The sequence below is a fragment of the Mesorhizobium sp. M0615 genome (assembly GCF_040320805.1).
Classification (GTDB): Bacteria; Pseudomonadota; Alphaproteobacteria; order Rhizobiales; family Rhizobiaceae; genus Mesorhizobium.
In genome coordinates this window covers 180,262-202,712 of record NZ_JAMYQI010000003.1, presented here as the reverse complement: position 1 = coordinate 202,712, position 22,451 = coordinate 180,262, and the positions used below count along the sequence as shown (strand labels likewise).

Here is a 22,451-nt window from a genome sequence, read left to right as displayed (position 1 = left end):
GAGGATTGCGCTCGATCTGAAGATTGCAGCAACAAGTCCGAACAGCCGCCAGACCTGGCGGCTTTTTTTGTATCAGCCGGCAGGTCTCCTAAAAACAGGAGCAGAAAGCCGTGTTGACCACCACAGACGATCTTCGGGTCAAGGAAATCCGAGAATTGAGTACGCCGGACGAGGTGATGCGGGAGATCCCGCGCACGCTGACGGCAACGCGCACCGTGAGCGCATCACGCAACGCCACCCATGCCATCTTGAACGGCACCGACGACCGGCTGCTTGTCATCGTTGGCCCGTGTTCGATCCACGACCCGGTCGCGGCCGTTGACTATGCCAGCCGGCTAGTGGCGCTGCGCGAGACCCTGTCCGACCGGTTGGAGATCGTCATGCGGGTCTATTTCGAAAAGCCGCGCACGACTGTCGGCTGGAAGGGCCTTATCAACGACCCCGATCTCGACGGCAGCTTCAACATCGACAAGGGACTGCGGATGGCGCGCAACGTGCTGTCGGCGGTCAACAATCTCGGCCTGCCCTCGGCCACCGAATTTCTCGACATGACGACGCCGCAATACATTGCCGACCTCGTCGCCTGGGGCGCCATCGGCGCGCGCACCACCGAGAGCCAGATCCACCGCGAACTGGCTTCCGGCCTGTCCTGCCCGGTCGGCTTCAAGAACGGCACCGACGGCAATCTCAGGATCGCCGCCGAGGCGGTGAAATCCGCCGCCCAGCCGCATCATTTCATGGCGGTGACCAAGGGCGGACGCAGCGGCATTGCGACTACAACCGGCAATGAGGACTGCCACGTCATCCTGCGCGGCGGCGTTCAGCCGAATTACGATGCGGCGAGCGTCGAGGCGGCCTCGGTCGAACTTGCCCGCATCGGCGTCGCCCCCCGTCTGATGATCGATGTCAGCCACGCGAACTCGAGCAAGAAGCCGGAGAACCAGCCGAAGGTGGCGGCCGATGTCGCCGGCCATGTGGCAGCAGGGGACGAGCGTATCATCGGCGTCATGATCGAGAGCAATCTCGTCGCCGGCCGGCAGGACGTGGTATCAGGCAAGCCGCTCGTCTATGGCCAGAGCATCACAGATGGCTGCATCGACTGGGCGACCACAGAGACGGTGCTGCACGGCCTCGCCGGCGCCGTAGAATGGCGCCGCTCAGCCCGCCGCGCCATGATGGAGAACCGGCCGGGCGCCGCCTGATACGAGGCGATGCGCGGGAAGGACGCTGCGGCTCCCCTTGCACCCCGGCAACCGGTCTGCTAAATACTGAACCGTATGGTTCAGTATACCGACTTGGATTCCTCGTTCGCCGCGCTCTCGGACGCCACCCGGCGTGGCGTTCTGGAGCAGCTCGGACGCGCAGACGCTTCGATCACCGAGCTTGCCGGAAAGTTCCACATGACCCTCACGGGCATGAAGAAGCACGTCGGCGTCCTGGAGCAGGCGGGGCTCGTCACCACGCAGAAGGTTGGCCGCGTGCGGACCTGCAAGCTCGGCCTGCGCGGACTGGAGGAAGAGGCGGCCTGGATCGAGCGGCACCGCCTGCTCTGGGACGCACGCTTCAACGAGTTGGACAAGGTTGTCGAGGAATTGAAACGGAAGGAGAAAGCCGATGCGCCAAAGAACCGAGAGTGAGCCCACGAACAGCCGCACCACGGTCGAACGGAAGTCCGAACGGGAGCTGGTCGTCACGCGAACGGTCAACGGTCCGGCGCGCATCGTGTTCGAGGCGTGGACCAAGCCCGAGCTGTTCAAGCAGTGGTGGGTGCCGAAGTCGATGGGCATGTTCCTGCGTTCATGCGAGATGGATGCTCGTACCGGAGGCACGTACCGCCTGGTGTTCGGCCACGACGCCTCGGACCTTCACGAATTCTTCGGCAGGTATATCGAAGTGACACCCCACTCACGCCTCGTCTGGACCAATGAGGAAGGTGGTGACGGTGGACCCGTCACCACGCTGACCTTCGAGGAAAAGGGTGGCAAGACGCTGCTGGTCATGCACGAACTCTATCCCTCGAAGGAGGCTCTCGACGCGGCCGGTACCGGGGCGGCGGATGCGATGGGCGAGACGTTCGAGCAATTGGACGAGCTTCTCGTCGTCTTGGGCGAGGGCGTGAGGCGGTCATGACGTCATCGGTCTCGCGGACGGGGTAGCTGCCGCCCTCGACGACGAAAAGACCGGGACAGTGATCCGCAAGCGCCGCACCGAGGCGAAGAAACGCGGCGTCATCGCTTGATCGGGATCACGCTGCCCTCAACCCTTCCCATGCCGTAAACACCGAGACAGCAAACAGCAGCAGTCCGGCCGCCCGGCCCGCAAAAGCGGTCGCCCGCGGATTGGCCACCAGCAGATTGCGGCTGCGGCCGGCGGTGATGGCGAGCCCGCCATAGATGGCGGCCTGCGTCAGCATCGTCAGCAAGCCCATGACCGTCGCCTGCATCCAGATCGGGCCGTAATCCGGCTTCAGGAACTGCGGATAGACGGCAAATATGAAGAGATAGGCCTTCGGGTTGATCAGGCAGGTCACCAGTCCCTGGCGAAAGGCCTTCCAGGCCGTACGGCTGCCGGCGGGCCCGTCGTGGCCGACGGTGATGGAACTGCGCATCAGCGAGATGCCGATGAAGGCCATGTAGGCGGCGCCGGCTATCAGCAGCGGCTTGTACAGGATCGGTACGAAATGCATCAGCAGGCCGACGCCGATGGCGCCGTTCAGCGTGTGCACGATGCCGCCGACCATGATGCCACCGGTGGCGGCGAGGCCCCGGTCGCGGCCGCCGGTGAGCGCATTGGCAAGCACGAACAGCATGTCCATCCCGGGTACGATGATGATGCCGGACAGCAGGATAAAGAACAGCCAGAGATTTTCCGCGTAGCTCATGTCAGTTGCCTGTCGCTTCCTGCTGGGGTGCCGTGGAGGAATTTGTTGATTTTCAACCCGATAGGCAGTCCAATAAATCATCCCAACTGACGGGGATGTGTCAGTAGCGTTTCATCAGGGAGAGGAAATGCGCAAGGCGTCGCGCCTGTTCGAGATCATCCAGATCCTGCGGCTGGCGCGGCAGCCGGTGACGGCGGCGATGATCGCCGGGCAGCTGGAAGTCACGGTGCGTTCGATCTATCGCGACATCGCCGCACTGCAGGCGATGCGCGTGCCGATCGAAGGCGGGCGTGGCATCGGCTATATATTGCGGCCCGGCTTCGACCTGCCACCGCTGATGTTCTCAATCGAGGAGATGGAGGCGATCGTCCTGTCGCTCGCCCTGCTGGAGCGCACGGGAGACAGCGAACTCAAGCAGGCGGCCAAGCGCGTCAGCGCCAAGATCGCCGGCGCCGTGCCGCCGCCACTACGCCAGGCGTTCGACGCCAACGCACTGCATGTCTGGGGGTTCGCTGCACCGGCAATCGGCACCATCGATCTGGCGCTTGTGCGCCGCGCCATCCGCGACGAGGAAAAGCTCGACCTGTCCTATCGCGACGAAATCGGCCGCGCCTCCGAGCGGCTGATCCGTCCAATCGCGCTGATCTACTATTCAGAAACCGCCAACATCGTCGCCTGGTGTGAACTGCGCCAGGCCATCCGCAATTTCCGCAGCGACCGCATCGAGGCTTGCCAGCCGACCGGCCTGCGCTTCAAGGGCGAAGGCGATCGCCTGCGGCAGGTCTGGGTCAATGGCTGGGAGGCGAACGCTGTCGCTGGCGGCTGAAGCGAGCGGATCTTACCGCACATCCACCCAGCGCTTCTCCTCGAACGACCTCGCCATCGCGTGCACGGTGCGCTCGATCTCCAGCCCTTCGGCAAATTCGATGACCCGTGCCGGCCTGCCGGCAAGGCGGGTCAGCAGTTCGTGGCACTCGATGATCTTGAGGTCGTTGAAACCGAGGCCATGGCCGGGCGCCGGGAGGAAGGCGTCGTAGGGCTTGTGATGTGGCGCCACCAATATGGTGCGGTAGCCCTGTTCGGTCGGGCGATCGGCGGTGACATAGAGCTGGATTTCGTTCATCCGCTCCTGGTCGAACAGGATCGATCCTTTGGAGCCGAAAATCTGTATGGCGATGCGGCCCTTGCGGCCCCAGGCCGAGCGGTTGACCAGCAGCGTGCCGGCAATGCCGTTTTCCAGATGCATCAAAACGCTGGCGATGTCGTAGGTCTCCACCGCACGGCGGCCGCCGCCGGCCAGCTTGCGGTCGGCATAGGGCTTGGCCATGTCGCAGATGACTTTTGTGACGCGGCCGAACAGTGTCGAGACCAGCGACAGCGGATGCACGGCGAAATCGTCGAGCGCGCCATAGCCGGATGCGGCCTCATGCTTCCAGAAGAACAGCGCTTCGGGGTCGGCCATGAAGTCCTCGTCCATCTCGATGCGCAGATGGTTGACCTCGCCGATGATCTTTTCCTCGAGCAGCGCGCCGATGTGGCGGATGGCCGGGCTCTGTATGTAGTTGTAGCCAAGCGCTGCGACCTTGCCGGACTTCTTCGCCGCGGCCGCCATCGCCGCTGCTTCGGCAAAGCTCGGCGCCATCGGCTTCTCGCACCACAGATGCTTGCCGGCTTCGAGAATAGCGATGGCCATCTCCGGATGGAACTGATTGGGCGTGGTCAGCGAGACGATATCGACCTCGGGGTCGTTGACGACGGCACGCCAGTCGCCCGACGCCTTGGCGAAGCCGAACTCACCGGCCTTGCGCTTGGCCAGCTCCTCGTTGACCTCGCCGAGATGGACCAGCTTCGGCTTGGCGACATCGGGAAAGACGGCGCCGACGGCGCTCCACGCAATGGCGTGGCATTTGCCCATGAAACCCGTGCCGATAAGACCAACGCCGACCATTTCTTTCTCCCAATACCTGAAGCGATCGATGGATGAATTAGTCCATTTCTTCTCCGAATGGAATGTCTGCCTCATTTTTTATGGCCTTCTTGCGCAGGCTCGCTATGATGGGGCAGAGAGGACGTCACTTGAGTTAAAGAGAGCATGATGTCGTCCGAAACCGCTGCACACTTTTCGGCATCATGCTCCAATGCGTGTCGCCCAGAAGTGTGCCGCGGTTCTGGGACAACGGCATGCATCAAAACAAAGACTTAAAGCGCATCGCACATCCGTTTCACCGCGACGCGCTTTAGGTGAGCTTGGACGGGGCGACGATGGACGAACGGGTACCTCGCGACTTCGAGACGCTGCGCGCCACGATCCTCGATCGCCGTGAAACCTTGCCCAAGCGCATCGCCCAGATCGCCGCCTATGCGCTCGACAATCCCGATGACATCGCCTTCGGCACCGCCGCCAGCATCGCCGCTTCGGCGGGCGTGCAGCCGTCCACCTTGATCCGCTTTGCCCAGCAACTAGGCTTCGACGGCTTCACCAGCCTGCAGCAGGTGTTTCGCGAGCGGCTGCGCGAGCGCAATTCCTCTTATGACGAACGCCTGCAGGCGCTGCGCGCCAAGGCCGATGCGGGTGCTGGACACCGAGCCATCTTCGACGGCTTCGTCGCCGCCGCCAGCACTTCGCTCAACGATATTTCGCGCTCGCTGGACGAGGCGCATCTGGAAGACGCGATCTCGCTGCTGGCCAAGGCCGAGACCATCTATGTCCTGGCCAAGCGCCGCTCCTACCCGGTGGCGAGCTACATCGCCTATGCCTTGGGCAAGCTGAAGATCCGCAACCAGCTGATCGAATCCGCCGCCGGCCTCAATGCCGAGATGGTCGCCTTCGCCACCCCGGCGGACGCCGTCATTGCCATCAGTTTCTCGCCCTATGCGCCGGCCACCATCGAGGAGGCCCGCACCATTTCCGAACAGGGCGTGCCGATCATCGCCATCACCGACAGTTCGTTTTCGCCACTAGCGCAGTTCGCCAAGGTCTGGTTCGAGGTCGCCGAGGCCGATTTTGCCGGCTTCCGCTCGCTGTCGGCCACCATGGCGCTGGCCATGGCGCTCACCGTCGGCGTCGGCGAGAAGCGGCGCAGCACCGGAAAGAAGCGCAAGGTCTAGGCAATCCCAGAAAAAGGCGTGAAGCGGTTTTCCGTCCGGAAAATGCGGACCTGGGATCTGTGGAAAGGGATCATCCCGTATGCCATGCTAGAACCGAAGTTCATCGAGAATGGTTCATGCATGAATTGGGAACAGATCGCATCGGATTTCGCTTGGGACGGCTCATGGCGAGATATCTACGTTCTGAACACGTCTGAGGCAGATTGGCAGGCCGTCTGGGACATCCTCCTCGAATGGACCCCGCCTGCCAATTTCAGTGTCTCCGGCAAGATCGAATCGATGCCATTGGGGGTCGAAGCCGCCCTGGAAAGCGAAACAGACAGCCTACTTTCTTTTTACGTCGGGCCAATCCAGCTTGCATGTCACTTCTTCACCGTTGTCGAAATCGAGTTCGACTTCGATCCTAGGCAAGTCAGCGGAGAAACTGAGATTGAGCACCTTGACCGCTTTGTGCGATTGCTAGGTGACGCTACTGGGAAGCAGGTAACTCTGACGCAGGAAAATGATCAGGAGGCTATCATCGCCCGCTACTCTCCCGACCTTGGGAGTGTGGTCTGGCGTGCTTTTTCATAACCGAATCGTTTTGTCGGCTGGCGGCTTTCCCCCTCAAACTCGTCTCGATCCACATCTGGTTGCGCGGTAACGGGTCTCCATCCTAAGTCTCCAGCAGCCATCGCTCTTCGGCACTTTTAAAGGAAGGAATGCTCATTCCATATTGACTATGGATTGGAATTATTATTTCATATTCCCGGCGCCACGCTGCCGCTCGCGCGTGTCCCCCAACTACGTTGCTCAAGACAACAAGACCGACGGGAGGTTCCAATGAGCGAAGCCGTGGACGCCAAACAGGCGACGCTCGATGTCATCACCATCGGTCGCGCTTCCGTCGACCTTTACGGCCAGCAGATCGGCTCGCGGCTGGAGGACATCACCTCCTTCGCCAAATCGGTCGGCGGCTGCCCGGCCAACATCTCGGTTGGCACGGCGAGACTAGGCCTGCGCTCGGCGCTGCTCACCCGCGTCGGCGACGAGCAGATGGGCCGCTTCATCCGCGAGCAGCTGCGGCGCGAAGGCGTCAATGTCGACGGGCTGAAGACCGACAAGGAACGGCTGACGGCTCTGGTGCTGCTTTCGGTCGAGAGCGAAGGGGTCTCGCCGATGATCTTTTATCGCAGCGACTGCGCCGACATGGCGCTTGCCGAAGAAGACATCGATGAAGCCTTCATCGCCTCGGCCCGCTCGATCGTCGTCACCGGCACGCATTTTTCCCGGCCCAACAGCGACGCCGCCCAGCGCAAGGCTATCCGCATCATCAAGGCCAGGGGCGGCAAGGTGGTGTTCGACATCGACTACCGCCCCAACCTCTGGGGCCTCGCCGGCCATGCCGAAGGTTTTGAGCGCTATGTCAAATCCGACCGCGTCTCGGCCCAGCTGAAGACGGTGCTGCCCGATTGCGATCTCATCGTCGGCACCGAGGAAGAGATCATGATCGCGTCGGGTGCCGACGATTGCCTGAGTGCGTTGAAGACGATCCGCGCGCTGTCCAAGGCAACCATCGTACTGAAGCGCGGCGCCATGGGCTGCATCGTCTATGACGGGCCGGTCAGCGACGATCTGGAAGACGGTATCGTCGGCAAGGGCTTTCCGATCGAGATCTACAATGTGCTCGGCGCGGGTGATGCCTTCATGTCCGGTTTTCTGCGCGGCTGGCTCGGTGGCGAAAACCTGGCAACGGCGGCGACCTGGGCCAATGCCTGCGGCGCCTTCGCCGTGTCGCGGCTGCTCTGCGCGCCGGAATATCCGACCTTCGAGGAATTGCAGTTCTTCCTCAAGAACGGCAGCAAGCACTTAGCGTTGCGCAAGGACGAGGCGATCAACCACATCCATTGGGCGACGACCCGCCGCCGCGATATCCCCTCGATGATGGCGCTCGCCTGCGACCACCGTGTGCAGCTTGAGGACGTCGCGGCAAAGACCGGCGCCGATCCGGCGCGCATCCGCGATTTCAAGGTGCTGGCGGTCAAGGCTGCGGCGAAAGTCGCCGCCGGCCGCGACGGCTATGGCATGCTGATCGACGAGAAGCATGGCCGCGAAGCAATGTTCGAATTCGCCCGCCACCCCTTTGCCTGGCTCGGCCGTCCCGTCGAACTGCCGGGCTCGCGGCCGCTGCGCTTCGAGTTCTCGCAGGACATCGGCTCGCAACTGGTGGAATGGCCGGTCGACCACTGCATCAAATGCCTGTGCTTCTATCACCCCGACGATCCGGCAGCGCTCAAGGATGAGCAGCAGCAGAAGCTGCGCTCGCTGTTCGAAGCCGCGCGGAAGGTCGGCCGGGAGCTTCTGGTCGAGATCATCGCCGGCAAGCACGGCAAGCTCGACGAAACGACCATCCCGCGCGCCCTGGAAGAACTCTATGCGCTTGGCATCAAGCCGGACTGGTGGAAGCTCGAACCGCAGGCGTCGGCCGGCGCCTGGGCGAAGATCGAAGCGGTGATCCTGAAGCACGATCCCTGGTGTCGTGGCGTCGTGCTGCTGGGTCTCGAAGCGCCGCAGGACGAACTGGAAGCGGCCTTTGCCGCCACCGCCAAGGCGCCGATCGTCAAGGGCTTTGCCGTCGGCCGCACCATCTTCGTCCACGCCGCCGAACAATGGCTGGCGGGCAAGATGACGGATGACGAGGCTATCGCCGACATGGCCGCGCGCTTCGAACAGTTGACCGAAGCGTGGCTTGCCGCGCGTGGCCGTAAAGCAGCATAAAGGCGCGGCAAGAGGACTGCGGAGGAAAACACCATGAGCAAGACAATCCGCCTGACGATGGCGCAGGCGCTGACCCGCTTTCTGAGCAAGCAGATGACCGAGATCGACGGCAGACGAGTGCCCATCTTCGGCGGTGTGTGGGCGATCTTCGGTCACGGCAATGTCGCCGGCATCGGCGAGGCGCTGTACCAGCTGCGCGACGAATTGCCGACCTTCCGCGCCCACAATGAGCAGGCGATGGCGCATGCGGCGATCGCCTATGGCAAGGCCAATTTCCGCCGCCGCTTCATGGCCGCGACCTCTTCGATCGGCCCCGGTGCGCTCAACATGGTGACGGCGGCGGCGCTCGCCCATGTAAACAGGTTGCCCGTCCTGTTTTTGCCGGGCGATGTCTTCGCCAACCGCATTCCCGACCCGGTGCTGCAGCAGGCCGAGGACTTTTCCGACGGCACCGCGACGGTCAATGACTGCTTCCGTCCGGTGTCGCGCTATTTCGACCGCATCACCCGTCCCGAGCAGATCATCCCGGCATTGGCGCGGACCATGCAGGTGCTGACCGATCCGGCGGAATGCGGCCCGGTGACGCTGTCGCTCTGCCAGGACGTGCAGGCCGAGGCCTATGACTATCCCAAGAGCTTTTTCGCCGAGCGCGTCTGGCACCAGCGCCGGCCGCGTCCGGACCGGCATGAATTGGCGGCGGCGGTCACCGCGCTGAAGGGTGCGAAAAAACCGCTGATCATCGCCGGCGGCGGCGTGCTGTATTCGCAGGCTTCGGATGAACTGGCGAAATTCGCCGAGAGCGCCGGCATTCCGGTCTGCGAGACGCAAGGCGGCAAATCCTCGCAGCCCGACACACATCCGCTCAACATGGCGGCAGTCGGCGTCACCGGCACGTCCGCGGCCAACCGGCTGGCGGAAGAGGCCGATGTCGTGCTGGCGATCGGCACCCGCCTGCAGGATTTCACCACCGGCTCATGGGCGCTGTTCAAGAATTCCGGCAAGACCATCATCGGACTCAACGTGCAGCCTTTCGATGCCGGCAAGCATCGTGCGCTGCCGCTGGTCGCCGATGCGGCCGAAGGGCTCGCCGAACTCGGTGCTGCGCTGGGGAACTGGAAAGCACCGGCGACATGGACCGACAATGCGACCCAAGGCAAGAAGGCCTGGCAGGCCGAAGCCTCCAAGGTGACGGCGTCGACCAACGCCGCCTTCCCGTCGGACGCGCAGGTGATCGGCGCCGTGCAGCGCGCGCTGGGGTCCGGCGTGACCTTGCTGAACGCGTCGGGCGGCCTGCCGGGCGAGTTGCACAAGCTCTGGCAGGCAGGCGCGCCCGGCTCGTACCATGGCGAATATGGCTTCTCGACCATGGGCTACGAGATTGCCGGCGGGCTCGGCGCCAAGATGGCCAAGCCCGACCAGGAGATAGTCGTCATGGTCGGGGACGGCTCTTACCTCATGATGAATTCCGAAATCGCCACGTCGGTGATGCTTGGCCTGAAGCTGACCATCGTGGTGCTCGACAACAGGGGTTATGGCTGCATCAACCGGCTGCAGATGGCCACCGGCGGCGCCAATTTCAACAACCTCCTGAAGGACGCGCGCCACGAGATCCTGCCCGACATCGACTTCGCCGCGCATGCGGCGAGCATGGGCGCTATTGCCGAGAAGGTGCCGTCGATCACTGGCCTGGAGACCGCGCTGCAAAAGTCGAAAACCAACGACCGCACCACCGTACTGGTCATCGACACCGACCCGCTGATTTCCACCGACGCGGGCGGCCATTGGTGGGATGTCGCGGTGCCGGAAGTGTCAGCACGGCCGCAGGTCAACGCAGCGCGCAAAGCCTATGACGAAAAGCGGCAGATGCAGACTATTGGCGATTGATGCAAGTCAGCGCTGCCCCCTACCTCCCCCTTGTGGGAGGTCGGACCGCAGGTCCGGGTGGGGGTCTGGCGCCGCACCCCACCTCGCTGCTTCGCAGCGACCCTCCCCACAAGGGGGAGGGTGAACAAGAAACCGGAGCTAAAACTTGAAAGCCAAACTGGGCATGTCCCCCATTGCGTGGTGGAACGATGATCTTGCCGAACTCAGCGACGACGTCTCGCTGGAAGAGTGCCTGCGCCAGTCGCGCTCGGCCGGCTTCACCGGCATGGAAATGGGCCGCCGCTTTCCCAATGACCCCGAAATCATGCTGCCTATCCTGAAAAAGGCCGACGTGACGCTGTGCGGCGGCTGGTTCTCCGGCACGCTGGTCGATGAGGACATGGGCAAGAACAAGGATCGCATCCAGCCGATGATCGACCTGTTCAAGGCGGTGAATGCGCCTTGCATCGTCTATGGCGAGGTCGGCCGCTCGATCCAGGGTGATCGCTCCAGGCCTCTCGCCACGAAGCCGAAATTGTCCAACGACGAGATGAGGGCCTATGCCAGGCGCCTCACCGAATTCGGCGAATGGTGCGCCGAGCAAGGCATGCCGCTGTCCTATCACCATCACATGGCGGCGGTGGTCGAGACCGAGCCGGAGCTCGATGCCTTCATGCGCCATTCCGGCGAAGGCATTCCGTTGCTGCTCGATGCAGGGCATCTCGCCTTTGCCGGTGGCGACGTGCTGCGCGCCATCGACAACCACCACAAGCGCATCAGCCATGTCCATGTGAAGGATGTGCGCATGGGCGTGATCGACGGGCTCGACCGCACAAAGCAGTCCTTTCTCGACGCCGTGGCGCTCGGTGCCTTCACGGTGCCTGGCGACGGTTCGCTCGATTTCGGCGCCATCGTGCAGCGCTTCGCCGACCATGGCTATGAAGGCTGGTTCGTCGTCGAGGCCGAGCAGGACCCGAAAAAGAACCCGCCGCTGAAGATGGCCCACGTGGGTTACAAGGAGCTGATGCGGGTGATGACGGCGGCCGGCTACACGGTCGAGACGCAAGGCTTTCCCAATGCCTGAGGCGATCCGATGAAGGATTACGAGCACCCGTTCTTCCGGCCGCTGTGGCGGCGCGTTGCCGTCGTCGCCGTCTGTGTGATCTGGGCGGGGATAGAATTCGCCTCCGGCACGCCGTTCTGGGGTGTCATCGCGCTCGGCTTTGCTGCCTACGCGGTGTGGCAGTTCTTCTATCTTTACAAGCCGGTGGAGGAGAGCAAGGCTGCGCCTGATCGACCGAAGACCGGCGAAGCGAAGGCGGACGCCGAACCGAAGGAATGAAGCGGCCGTGGCTCGGAAGGGCTTGCGGGTCGGACACTCGACACCTGGCGTATCGCCTACGTCGGTGATTGGCCGGAACGTCCCTTGCTTCGTCATCCTAGGGTCTTCGCGACGGAGCTTCGCTCCTGCTTCGCCCTAGGATGACGAAGTTGAGAGGCCGACCTCGAAGACTTGCGATAGGAGACAAAACATGTCGAAACTGCTCGTCAAAGCCGACAAGGGCCATGGCCGCGTCGCGCATGTCACGCCCAACAGCGCCGGCTGGACCTATGTCGGCTTCGACCTGCACCGTTTGAAGCCCGGCGAAAACGCCTCGGGTAAGACGGGCGGTCGCGAAGTCTGCCTGGTGTTCGTCACCGGCAAGGGCACGGCAAAGGCCGGCGGCCAGGAACTCGGCCTGCTCGGCGAGCGCATGTCGCCCTTCGAGGGCAAGCCGTGGTCGGTCTATATTCCGGAGGGTTCGGACTGGTCGGTCACCGCCGACACCGATCTCGAACTCGCGGTCTGCTCGGCGCCGGGCCTGGGCGGCGGCTTGCCCGTTCGCGTCATCGCACCCGACGACCTCGGCCAGGAGACTCGGGGCAAAGGCACCAACACGCGCTACGTCACCAACATATTGCCCGAGGGCAAGCCCGCCGACTCGCTGCTGGTGGTCGAGGTCATCACGCCCGGTGGCCACACATCGAGCTACCCGCCGCACAAGCACGATCAGGACAATCTGCCGGCCGAATCCTATCTTGAGGAAACCTATTACCACCGCCTCAACCCGCCGCAGGGCTTTGCCTTCCAGCGGGTCTACACCGACGCCGACAAGTCGGGCGCCCGCGAACTGGACGAGGCGATGGCGATCGAGGACGGCGATGTCGTGCTGGTGCCCAAGGGCTATCATCCGTGCGCGGCCTGTCACGGCTACGACCTCTATTACCTTAACGTCATGGCCGGGCCGAAGCGGACGTGGAAGTTCCACAACGCGCCCGAGCACGAATGGCTCATGAAGGCCTGATCGGCCTTCGCTTGCGCCGGAAGAAAAATCGTCGGCTAACGATCCATGGGGTCGATTTGCCTTCGAAAACTCGCATAAGCTTCGTCAATCCGTCATGGATATCACCTATGGCAGCGGGCTGACGAGGATTTTTTTCGATGCGCTACGCCATCTATTTCACCCCGAGGCAGGACGAGCCGCTGGCGCGGCTCGCCGCCAACTGGCTGGGCCGCGACCCCTTTGGCGCCGCCACCAGGCCGGTCGAGGCGGTGGGCGAGCTGTCGGCGGCCGAAGTCGCCTTTCACACCGCATCGGCGCGGCGCTACGGTTTTCATGCGACGCTGAAAGCGCCCTTCCGGTTGGCCGCCAACGAAACCGAAAGCTCGTTGCGCGCGGCGCTGGACGCCTTTGCCGAAGCAACGCCGACGGTCACCATCCCGCGCCTGGTCGTCAGCCAGATCGATGGTTTCTTCGCTTTGCTGCCGGAAGGCCCGCTGCCGCCGCTCAACCGTTTCGCCGATGATGTCGTGCTTAGCTTCGACCGTTTTCGCGCGCCGCTCACCGAGGCCGAGATCGAGCGGCGCAGCCCGGATTCGCTGAAACCCGCCGAGTTCCGCAATCTCTGTCAGTGGGGCTACCCCTACGTGTTCGAGACCTTTCGCTTCCACATGACACTGTCCGGCCGGGCCGGGCCGCAGGAAAGCCAACGTCTGCGCGCGGCAATTGACAGCCTGTTCGCCGATGTGCTGCAGCAGCCGGTGCTGGTGGATGCGCTGACGCTGTTCGTCGAAACCGAACCGGGCGCTCCGTTCATGGTGCTTTCGCATCATGCGCTCGGCCGCCGCGCTGCCCGAAAAACCGCCTGACCGCAATTCGTCCGAGTAAGCAAGGACTGCCTGAATGACCGCCGAAACTGTTCTCCACAACGCCCGCATCGTGCTTGCCGACGAGATCGTCGAAGGGTCGCTCGTGCTGCGCGACGGTTTTATCTCCGGCGTCGACGCCGGCACCGGCCACACCGGCGGGGGCATGGGCGGCGAGGACATGGGCGGCGACTACATCATTCCCGGCCTTGTCGAGCTGCACACTGACCATCTCGAAGGCCACTATGCGCCGCGCCCGAAAGTGCGCTGGAACCCGATCGCCGCCGTCCTTGCCCATGACGCGCAGGTGGCCACCGCCGGCATCACCACCGTGCTCGACGCTTTGCGTGTCGGCATGGACGAGGACGCGGATATTACCTCCGACGACATCCGCAAGCTCGCCGGCGCGATCGAGGACAGCGTCGCGAAAGACCGGTTGCGGGCCGACCATTTCTTGCACCTGCGCTGCGAGGTCTCGGCGCCGGATTGCTTGCGGGCTTTCGCTAATTTCGATGGCGACGAGCGGGTCAAACTGGCCTCGCTGATGGACCATGCGCCGGGACAGCGCCAGTTCGTCAATCTCGAGACCTACGCCTATTACTACCAGCGCAAGCTGAAGCTGACCGATCGCGACTTCCAATTGTTCTGCGAAAAGCGGATGTCGGAATCAGCGAAGAATTCGGGACCGAACCGGGTGGCGATATCAGCCGCCTGCAACGAGCGGGGCATTGTGCTGGCGAGCCATGACGACGCCACATCGGGCCATGTCGACGAAGCGATCGAGCAGGGCGTGCGCGTCGCGGAATTCCCGACCACGCTGGAAGCCGCCAAGGCCTCGAAGGATGCCGGGCTCGGCGTGCTGATGGGCGCGCCCAACGTCATGCGCGGCTCCTCGCATTCGGGCAACGTCTCGGCCCGCACGCTGGCCGGCGACGGCCTGCTCGACATATTGTCGTCCGACTACATTCCCTTCAGCCTGATCCAGTCGGCCTTCTTCCTCGGCGACGTCGTCGAGGGCATTTCCCTGCCGCAGGCGGTTGCGATGGTGTCGAAGAATCCGGCCGAGGCGATCGGCCTAAACGACCGCGGCGTCATCGAACAGGGCCGCCGCGCCGACCTCGTGCGGGTGCGCCTCGACGATCATGTGCCGGTCGTGCGCACCGTCTGGCGCCAAGGGCGGCGGGTCGCCTGATGGTCTCGGCGTCGATCGAGCGCGAACTCAGCAGCGAGGCCTTTCCGGTCCGCAACGGCGTCTTCGTCGCCGTCGTCGGCCCGAGTGGCGCCGGCAAGGATACGGTAATCGGTTATGCCCGCACCTTGTTTGCCGACGAGACGAGGCTGGAGTTCGTCCGCCGGGTCATCACCAGGCCGAGCGATGCGGCAAGCGAGGATCACGACACGCTGGCCGACGCGGCCTTTGTCGAAGCCGAGGCCGACGGCGCCTTCGCCATTTCCTGGGAGGCGCACGGCCTGCGCTACGGCATTCCGGCCGATGTCGACTGGTCCATCGCCAACGGCTATGTCGCGGTCGCCAATGTCTCGCGCGCAGTCATCCCGGTGCTGCGGGAGCGCTATGCCAATCTGGCTGTCGTCGAGATCACCGCCTCGCCGGAAATCCTCGCCGAGCGTCTCGCCCAGCGCGGCCGCGAATCGCGCGGCGAAGTGCTGGCTCGGCTCGCCCGCAGCGCCAATATCGCTTTGTCCGGCTCCGGCGTCACCTCGATCGACAATGGCGGCCGGCGCGAAGCCGCCGGAGAACGCTTCGCCGAGGTGCTGCGCAAGGCGATGGCCTTCTCGGATATATCCGGCGTGATGTAGCGCTACTCCGCCGCGACAGTCTTCCGGCTGGCATCGAGCATCAGCCGCCTTGCGCGGAACACGCCCCATTGCTGGTCGACCAGCACGCCGATCAGGATCACGCCGCCCATCACCGCGAAGTTGAGCGAGGACGGGATGCCGAGCAGATTGACCAGGTTCTGCAACTCCTGCAGCAGCACGGTGCCCAGGATGACGCCGACCAGCGAGCCTTCGCCGCCGCGCAGCGAGAAGCCGCCGAGAACGGCGGCGGCAATGGCGTAGAGCTCGTAGAACTGGCCGTGGCTGGCCGGCGAGATCGAGCGCGTGTACATGGCGAAATAGATCGCCGACAGCGCCGTCAGCACGCCGCAGATGACATAGGCGGCCATGACGACACGGCCGGTGCGAATTCCCGAATATTTCGCCGCCTCTTCGTTCTTGCCGATGGCATAGAGGTAGCGTCCGAACACCGAGCGGTGCAGCACCACCCACATGACGATCGAAATGACGATCAGTGCGATGAAGCTGTTGGGCACCCCATAGCTGCGGCCCGCGGTGAGGAATTCGAGCTCGGGAAAATTCTGGCCGAAGGCGAAGCCGGCGGTGCCGTCGGCGGTATAGAAACGGGCGACCCCGCGATAGATCAAAAGGCCGCACAGCGTGACCACGAAGGGCTGCAATTTCAGCCTTGTGATCAGCCAGCCATGCGCCAGTCCGATGATGCCGCCCAGCACCAGGATCAGCGGCAGCGCCAGCGGCCATGGCATGTCGCGCACGGCGATGAAATCGATGAATAGCGTGCCGAGCAGCGCCACCAGCGATCCCACCGACAATTCGATGCCGCCGGTAATGATGACGAAGGCCTGGCCGATGGCGAGGATCCCGAACAGGCCGATCAGGTTCGAGGTGTTGGCGAGGTTGATCGGCAAAAGAAAGCGCGGGTTGATGGCGGTCACCACGGCGCCGACCACCAGGATCAGGATCAGCAGGCCGAGATCTTTTTTGCTCATCGTCTTCTCCCCAATGCGCCGGACCGGCAATCGCCTGAAGCCCGCTAGTTTGCCGGCTTGCCGACCGCCAGCAACAGCACGTTTTCCTGGCTGAATTGTTCTTTGTCGAGAATGCCCGAGATCTGGCCCTCATGCATGACGGCGATGCGGTCGGACACGCCGATCACCTCTTCCATGTCGCTGGAGATCATCAGCACGGCCACGCCGGCATCGGCCAAGGCTCGCATCAGCCCGTAAATCTCGGCCTTGGCGCCGATATCGATGCCGCGCGTAGGCTCATCGAGGATCATCACCTTCGGGTTCATCGCCAGCCATTTGCCCAGCACCACCTTCTGCTGGTTGCCGCCCGACAGCGTGCCGGTTCGCGTCTGCACCGACGGCGCCTTGATGCCGAGATTGCTCTTCTGCTTCTCGGCGGTGGCGGTCTCGGCGCTTGCCGACACCAGTCGACGCTTCGCATGCGCCGGCAGGTTGGGCAGCGAGATGTTCTGCGCGATCGACAGGTCAAGCAAAATGCCGGTCAGCTTGCGGTCTTCCGGAACCAGAAAAATGCCATGCGCGACCGCATCGGCCGCCGAACCCAGCACAAGCGGCTTGCCGTCGAGTTCGAGCCCACCGCCAAGCGTGCTGTCTATGCCGAAGAACACCCGCGCCAGTTCGGTGCGGCCGGAGCCGACAAGGCCGGCGAGGCCGAGGATTTCACCGCGCCTGATGTCGAGGTCGACCGGCCGGGCAGGGTAGGCGGGGGTGCGGATGGCTTTGGCCGAGAGCGCAGTGGCGCCCGGCGCCCGAGCCGCCTCGGAGGCCTTCTCGCGCTCCTTCAGCATGCGGCCGATCATCAGCTTGACCATCTGGTCGTGGTTGATGGCGCTCTTCGGCAAGGTGCCAGCCAGCATGCCGTCGCGCAGCACCACGACGCGGTCGGCGACGCGCTCGACCTCATGCAGCCGGTGCGAAATGAAGATGACGCTGATGCCATCGGCCTTCAGCGCCTTGATGACGTCGAGCAGCTTGTCGGTTTCGGCGAGCGGCAGGCTCGACGTCGGCTCGTCGAGGATCACCAGCCGCGCCTTGATCGACAGTGCCTTGGCGATCTCGACCATCTGCTGCTGCGCCAGCGACAGCGAGGCAACCGGCGTATCGGCGGAGAAATTGGCGCCGACGCGCTTCAGCAGTGGCGCCACCATTTCGCGCAGCTTGGCGCGGTCGACCAATCTCAGCGGCCCGCCGCGCAACGGCTCGCGGCCGAAGAAGATATTGGCGGCAACATCGAGGTTTTCGAAGAGATTGAGTTCCTGGTGGACGAAGGCGATGCCCGACCCCAGGCTGCCTTCGACGGTGAGCCCGTCATGCGCAACGCCGTCGACGGTGATGGCGCCGCTGTCCGGCCTGGTGACGCCGCCGAGGATCTTCATCAAGGTCGATTTGCCGGCGCCGTTTTCGCCGACCAGGCCGATCACCTCGCCCGGCCTGACCTCCATGGAAAAGCCGTCCAGCGCCACCACGCCCGGATAGGTCTTGCGCACGTTCTCGAGGCCGAGGAACGGGGTGGTTGCGACGATAGATGGGTCGGAATAATTCATCACGCCATATTTGATCAGGCTTGCCAGCAGCCGGTGGGCTACAGACTGACGGGCCTTGGCCGACCCGTCAACACGATCGCCGGCTCAAGGCGAACCCTGAGCCGGCGCAACTGCTCGTGGTCTCAGTTTCCGGACATCGCCTTCAGATTGGCGGCATAGGTGTCGACATCGTCCTTACCGATGATCTTGGTCGGGATGATGATCAGGCCGCCTTCCGGAATGCCTGATTTGTCGCCCTTGAGATAGGCGGCCATCAGCTTCATGCCCTGATAGGCCCACTCGAAGGGCTGCTGCACGACGGTCGCCGCCACGGTGCCTTCCTTGACGCCGCCCAGCGTGATCGGATCGTCATCGAAGCCGACGACGGTGATCGAGCCGAGCTTGCCGGCGTCGCGCAGCGCTTCATAGATGCGCGGCGTGTTGTAGGAATAGAAGCCGACCATGCAGGTGATGTCGGGGCTGGCGACCAGCGCGTCCTCGACATTCTTCTTGGCGCGCGCCTGGTCGATGTCGTCGCCGCGCACGTCCACCAGTTCGATCTTGCTGCCGGCGAGGCCGTCCTTCATGCCCTGGATGCGTTCCTTGGCATTGTCGGCGCCGAGCAGGCCGACGAAGCCGAGGCACTTGCCGCCGTCCGGCATCGCCTTCTTGGCGATCTCGGCCGCCTGCTTGCCGGCGTCGACATTGGACGAGCCGATATAGGCGACGCGCTTGGTCTGCGGGGCATCGGAGTCGGTGGTGAACAGCGCCGTTTCCGACGCGATCTTGTTCAGGCCGTCGGTCGAGGTCTTGGGGTCGACGGCCGAGACCATGATGCCCTTGACGCCGGCGGTCACCAGATCGTCCATCAGCCGCTGCTGGATGGCGACCGAGGACTGCTCGGGATATTTGAGTTCGAGATTGTAGTCGGGCAATTCGGCCTGCGCCTTCTTGACGCCGGCTTCGGCGGCCTTCCAGAAATCGGAAGCGCCGTTGACGACGAAGGCAAGCGTCGGCTTGTCGTCGGCGCGCGCAATGGCTGTCGCGGTCAGGCCAAGCAGCAGGGCTGCGGTGGCCACGGATGCATGTCGTATCAAGGATTTCATGTTCAACCTCCCGTTTTGGCTCAGTCGTCGGACTGAACCGATCTTGCATTCACTGACTTGCCGCTCGCGATTTGGACGCCCTCCTCCTCAGAGGTTCCCGGCGCTGAAGAATGGCGTCGTCGGTCGCGATCACGGACTTTAGAGACTCATCCCGTGCTCGTAAATAGTCTGATTTGTCTGACATATCACATGTCCGAGACCAAGCTTGCGGAGGCAAACCCCGCTCGCCATCGGGCCATTCACGTGCACTTCTCGCCGCACGGGTCCCACCTGACCGGACACGGCGGATTGACGTTACAGCGTCGTTTTGTATTAGTAAACACTATTAGCAGAGGTCTCGCGCGGACACTCGGCGGGGGCCCTAGGTCTAGTTTGCCCGAACAGGTGCAGCACGGCTTCGCGCAAGCAGATGCCTTGCAGTCCTTGAATTTCACGCAGCCCGCAGCGGCATGGCGGGGAACTTCAAAACTGCTAATAAAGATAATCGCCTTCGACTATTTCCATTGGTCGACGGCGCGACACCATCTTGTCGGTGTGGCAGGCTTGCGACTAGACAGGCTGGGGATTGGGACGCAATGCCATGAGCGAGACGAGGGATCCGGACGACACGGCGAAGCGGCGCAAGGCGCCGGCGAGAGCTGCCAAGGGCGGCCGCGTCACCATGACCGACATTGCCAGGGCAGCCGGTTGCTCGCAGGCGACCGTCTCTTTCGTGCTCAACGATTCGCCCGGCATCCGGCTGTCGCAGCAGACGCGCGAGCGGGTGATCGACGCCGCGCGCTCGCTCGGCTACGCAGCACCCGCCTTCTCGGCGCTGCGCAAACCTGTTCCCGCCTTCGATGGACTTGACGGTGTCATCGGTTTCGCTGTCGACCAGCTGGCGACAAGCCCGGAAGCCGTTGTCGCCATCGAGGGCGCGCGCCAGGCGTCGTGGAACGCCGGCAATGTGTTGCTCGTGGCGCAGACCATGGGCGACGCCGTCATGGAGCCGCGCGCCGTTGCGGCGCTCACCAGGCGCGGCATCTCGGCGCTGATCTACATGACCATCTTCACCCGCGAGATCACGGCGCCGGACTTCCTCTACGGCCTCGACATCCCGGTCATCCTGCTCAACTGCTACACGGCCGATTATGCCTTCCCGGCCGTGGTGCCGTCCGAGATCGCCGGCGGCCAGAACTCGACCCGGCATCTGATCGGCCACGGCCACCGCCGCATCGCCACCATCACCGGCGAGCCGTGGATGCAGGCCGCGCAGGACCGGCTGAAAGGCTACCGCAGGGCGCTCGCCACCGCCGACATCCCGTTCGATCCCGAACTGGTGGTCGAGGGCGACTGGTCGGCGAGCGCCGGCTATGCCGCGACCGTGGAGCTTTTGGAGCTGAAAGAGCGCCCGACCGCCATCTTCTGCCAGAACGACCGCACGGCCATCGGCTGCTACGAAGCGCTGAAGGAGGCGGGCCTGCACATCCCGCAGGACATCTCCGTCGTCGGCTATGACGACGAGGAGATCGCCCGCCATCTGTTCCCGCCGCTGACAACATCGATCCTGCCGCACATGGCGATGGGCCAATGGGCGATCGAACACCTCGAAGTGCCGCCGCCTCCCGGCCGCGGCCGCTATCCAATCACCAAGCTGGAATGCCCGCTGGTGCAGCGGGATTCGGTGGCAGCTGTGGCTGGATAAAGCTGAACCAGCCCATCCCGATGCAAATCGGGATGGGTCTGTTTGGTGTTTGCGCCTCAGGGCAGGGTCAATCCGGGAACGTGCCGCGGTTAGAACCGCAAGACGACGAAGGAGCGCCTGCGATAGCAGCGCCGGCGCAACCGGCCATGCCGCCAGAACGTGCGGCAGTGCCGTCTCCAGACATGCCGCCTGTGGTGGCGACGATGGTGCCATCGCCGATGCGAGATCTGCTCGACATCGCCAGCGCCTTCGTCGCCATCAAACGAATTGGCATCCTGCTTGTCGAGTTCATCGAGAATGCCGTTACCGACATTGGGAACCCCGGCCACGGCCTCGAGAGGCCGAACCGCGGTAGCAAGCGCCGCGGCCCCCGCAACGCCGAACAATGCTGTCAAGAATGATCGCCGATCCATCAAAACCTCCATCAGCAAGACAAGGCTAACATGACGAGCCTAACACAAAGCAGCTAGAGCGGGTGATACAAAAGGCCAGAGGCGAATCTTCGAGCCGGCCCAAACGGGTGACCGGACGGACGGCAGAGGTCGGAGCAAGGCCGCTACCGGGCGGCGCGCTTCCTTCGGCTCGGCGACCAAGCCATGCGGAATGCCGCCGATGAAAGCGCACAGCCTGAGCGGTTCCGCCTTTCCGCGAAACTCTGAACCGCTTGGCAAAGCTACCCCCTAAGAATGCCCGCCACCTTGCGGCAGTGGCTGGCTGAGAGACTGACGCCCCACGGCAGATGCGATGTTGCGGTACTCAGCGCCGCGCCAATATCCGGCAGAGCTCCTTCAGGTCCCGGTCGTAGGTGCCCTTGCCGCTGAGCACGCTGGCGCAGCGTTTTTTCATCTTGGCGATCTGGCCGGCCGACATGGCGCTGATGGCAACCACCGCCGGTCGCGCCGGCACCGCCGGCGTGTTGGGATCCCTGGGGCTGGTGGTCGTTGTCTGTGTGCCAATGCCGACGCCGACCCCGACCGTCACTCCACTGCCCACCCCGACCCCGGCGCCGACCCCGACACCGCTGCCGACGGTTGCGCCGACCCCGACCCCGACGCCCGTGCCGACCGATACGCCGGCGCCGGCGGTAACGCCGCTGCCAACCGAGGCGCCGACACTGGCGGTGGTGCCGCTGGTGCCTCCGACCGTCGCTCCGGCATTGACGCCCTTGCTCCCGCCGACCGAGACACCGACGCCAAGCCCGCCGCCACTGCCGCCGACCGAAACACCCACCCCACCGCTGCCGCCGATGCCCACACTGAGCCCGCCCGCGCCAGCCGGAAAGCACAAAGCTACGGAAACCGCGCCGCCGGCCAAGACCTTTGTTAAACTTTTAAAGAAATCCATAACGCCGCTCCCCGTGCTGGTTGCCTGGACCCAGGTTGAACAGCATCCGTTACCAATATGATTACGCGAGTGTAGCGTTTTTAGTTTCTGCAAGAATAGGTAGTATTGGAAATCGTTGTTATGGCTTCTTGCGGCGACCGGAATATATTATG

Annotated in this window: 22 protein-coding genes; 16 read left to right on the top strand and 6 right to left on the bottom strand. The window is 63.7% G+C overall.

Features of this window, described 5'->3' with window-relative positions:
• The first annotated feature begins 110 nt into the window (after positions 1 to 110).
• From NKI46_RS06100 to NKI46_RS06090, 3 genes are all read left to right on the top strand, one after another.
• Complete coding sequence (locus tag NKI46_RS06100; protein ID WP_352595125.1) at positions 111 to 1,202, top strand: 3-deoxy-7-phosphoheptulonate synthase; 1,092 nt, start codon at positions 111 to 113, stop codon at positions 1,200 to 1,202.
• A gap of 75 nt (positions 1,203 to 1,277) precedes the next feature.
• Positions 1,278 to 1,637 carry an ArsR/SmtB family transcription factor gene (locus tag NKI46_RS06095; protein WP_023672338.1) on the top strand — a complete coding sequence of 120 codons (360 nt, stop codon included), beginning with the start codon at positions 1,278 to 1,280 and terminating at the stop codon, positions 1,635 to 1,637.
• Positions 1,615 to 2,130, top strand: coding sequence for an SRPBCC domain-containing protein (locus tag NKI46_RS06090; RefSeq protein WP_023672339.1), 516 nt, complete (start codon positions 1,615 to 1,617; stop codon positions 2,128 to 2,130). The genes NKI46_RS06095 and NKI46_RS06090 overlap by 23 nt, the downstream gene beginning before the upstream one ends.
• A gap of 115 nt (positions 2,131 to 2,245) precedes the next feature.
• Here the strand turns inward: NKI46_RS06090 and NKI46_RS06085 are convergent, their stop codons facing one another.
• Complete coding sequence (locus NKI46_RS06085) at positions 2,246 to 2,881, bottom strand: LysE family translocator (RefSeq protein WP_023672340.1); 636 nt, start codon at positions 2,879 to 2,881, stop codon at positions 2,246 to 2,248.
• A 127-nt stretch (positions 2,882 to 3,008) separates the two neighbouring features.
• Between NKI46_RS06085 and NKI46_RS06080 the strand changes: the two genes are divergently transcribed.
• Positions 3,009 to 3,707, top strand: a complete 699-nt coding sequence (locus NKI46_RS06080; RefSeq protein ID WP_023821754.1) for a helix-turn-helix transcriptional regulator — start codon at positions 3,009 to 3,011, stop codon at positions 3,705 to 3,707.
• A 12-nt stretch (positions 3,708 to 3,719) separates the two neighbouring features.
• On the opposite strand, the gene NKI46_RS06075 is transcribed toward NKI46_RS06080, so the two are convergent.
• Complete coding sequence (locus tag NKI46_RS06075; protein WP_027049095.1) at positions 3,720 to 4,829, bottom strand: Gfo/Idh/MocA family protein; 1,110 nt, start codon at positions 4,827 to 4,829, stop codon at positions 3,720 to 3,722.
• 314 nt (positions 4,830 to 5,143) lie between these two features.
• Here NKI46_RS06075 and NKI46_RS06070 point away from each other — a divergent pair, with 314 nt between their 5' ends.
• From NKI46_RS06070 to phnN, 10 genes are all read left to right on the top strand, one after another.
• Positions 5,144 to 5,989, top strand: coding sequence for a MurR/RpiR family transcriptional regulator (locus NKI46_RS06070; RefSeq protein ID WP_023744933.1), 846 nt, complete (start codon positions 5,144 to 5,146; stop codon positions 5,987 to 5,989).
• An 18-nt stretch (positions 5,990 to 6,007) separates the two neighbouring features.
• On the top strand, positions 6,008 to 6,562 hold the full coding sequence (locus tag NKI46_RS06065) for a hypothetical protein (protein WP_352653229.1): 555 nt from the start codon (positions 6,008 to 6,010) through the stop codon (positions 6,560 to 6,562).
• 249 nt (positions 6,563 to 6,811) lie between these two features.
• Entirely contained in the window at positions 6,812 to 8,746 is a 1,935-nt protein-coding gene (locus tag NKI46_RS06060; protein WP_352671954.1) for a bifunctional 5-dehydro-2-deoxygluconokinase/5-dehydro-2-deoxyphosphogluconate aldolase, read from the top strand.
• A 33-nt stretch (positions 8,747 to 8,779) separates the two neighbouring features.
• Positions 8,780 to 10,630, top strand: coding sequence for a 3D-(3,5/4)-trihydroxycyclohexane-1,2-dione acylhydrolase (decyclizing) (gene iolD, locus NKI46_RS06055; protein ID WP_352671956.1), 1,851 nt, complete (start codon positions 8,780 to 8,782; stop codon positions 10,628 to 10,630).
• A gap of 145 nt (positions 10,631 to 10,775) precedes the next feature.
• A complete protein-coding gene (iolE, locus tag NKI46_RS06050) occupies positions 10,776 to 11,693 on the top strand; it encodes a myo-inosose-2 dehydratase (RefSeq protein WP_023814495.1) in 918 nt (305 codons plus the stop codon).
• Positions 11,694 to 11,702: 9 nt separating this feature from the next.
• Positions 11,703 to 11,951 (top strand): DUF3329 domain-containing protein, encoded by a 249-nt coding sequence (locus NKI46_RS06045; RefSeq protein ID WP_352745315.1) that lies wholly within the window; start codon positions 11,703 to 11,705, stop codon positions 11,949 to 11,951.
• A gap of 190 nt (positions 11,952 to 12,141) precedes the next feature.
• Positions 12,142 to 12,954 (top strand): 5-deoxy-glucuronate isomerase, encoded by an 813-nt coding sequence (gene iolB / locus NKI46_RS06040; RefSeq protein WP_352745312.1) that lies wholly within the window; start codon positions 12,142 to 12,144, stop codon positions 12,952 to 12,954.
• A gap of 137 nt (positions 12,955 to 13,091) precedes the next feature.
• On the top strand, positions 13,092 to 13,799 hold the full coding sequence (locus NKI46_RS06035; protein WP_352745309.1) for a DUF1045 domain-containing protein: 708 nt from the start codon (positions 13,092 to 13,094) through the stop codon (positions 13,797 to 13,799).
• A 34-nt stretch (positions 13,800 to 13,833) separates the two neighbouring features.
• Positions 13,834 to 14,988: an alpha-D-ribose 1-methylphosphonate 5-triphosphate diphosphatase gene (locus NKI46_RS06030; protein WP_352745307.1), complete on the top strand. Its 1,155-nt coding sequence runs from the start codon at positions 13,834 to 13,836 to the stop codon at positions 14,986 to 14,988.
• Positions 14,985 to 15,614: a phosphonate metabolism protein/1,5-bisphosphokinase (PRPP-forming) PhnN gene (gene phnN / locus NKI46_RS06025; protein WP_352745511.1), complete on the top strand. Its 630-nt coding sequence runs from the start codon at positions 14,985 to 14,987 to the stop codon at positions 15,612 to 15,614. Before NKI46_RS06030 ends, phnN begins: the two co-directional genes overlap by 4 nt.
• Before the next feature lie 2 nt (positions 15,615 to 15,616).
• Here the strand turns inward: phnN and NKI46_RS06020 are convergent, their stop codons facing one another.
• The 3 genes from NKI46_RS06020 to NKI46_RS06010 all read right to left on the bottom strand — a co-directional run bounded on the left by NKI46_RS06020 (position 15,617) and on the right by NKI46_RS06010 (position 19,271).
• Positions 15,617 to 16,603, bottom strand: coding sequence for an ABC transporter permease (locus NKI46_RS06020; protein ID WP_023672350.1), 987 nt, complete (start codon positions 16,601 to 16,603; stop codon positions 15,617 to 15,619).
• Positions 16,604 to 16,647: 44 nt separating this feature from the next.
• Complete coding sequence (locus NKI46_RS06015) at positions 16,648 to 18,186, bottom strand: sugar ABC transporter ATP-binding protein (protein ID WP_023672351.1); 1,539 nt, start codon at positions 18,184 to 18,186, stop codon at positions 16,648 to 16,650.
• A gap of 122 nt (positions 18,187 to 18,308) precedes the next feature.
• Positions 18,309 to 19,271 (bottom strand): sugar-binding protein, encoded by a 963-nt coding sequence (locus NKI46_RS06010; RefSeq protein WP_023672352.1) that lies wholly within the window; start codon positions 19,269 to 19,271, stop codon positions 18,309 to 18,311.
• A 580-nt stretch (positions 19,272 to 19,851) separates the two neighbouring features.
• On the opposite strand from NKI46_RS06010, the gene NKI46_RS06005 reads away from it, so the two are divergent.
• Both NKI46_RS06005 and NKI46_RS06000 read left to right on the top strand, forming a co-directional pair.
• Positions 19,852 to 20,955 carry a LacI family DNA-binding transcriptional regulator gene (locus NKI46_RS06005; protein WP_352745303.1) on the top strand — a complete coding sequence of 368 codons (1,104 nt, stop codon included), beginning with the start codon at positions 19,852 to 19,854 and terminating at the stop codon, positions 20,953 to 20,955.
• Positions 20,956 to 21,101: 146 nt separating this feature from the next.
• Positions 21,102 to 21,356, top strand: a complete 255-nt coding sequence (locus NKI46_RS06000) for a hypothetical protein (protein WP_352745300.1) — start codon at positions 21,102 to 21,104, stop codon at positions 21,354 to 21,356.
• Between the two features lie 355 nt (positions 21,357 to 21,711).
• Here the strand turns inward: NKI46_RS06000 and NKI46_RS05995 are convergent, their stop codons facing one another.
• Complete coding sequence (locus NKI46_RS05995) at positions 21,712 to 22,299, bottom strand: hypothetical protein (protein ID WP_352745297.1); 588 nt, start codon at positions 22,297 to 22,299, stop codon at positions 21,712 to 21,714.
• Between the last annotated feature and the right edge of the window lie 152 nt (positions 22,300 to 22,451).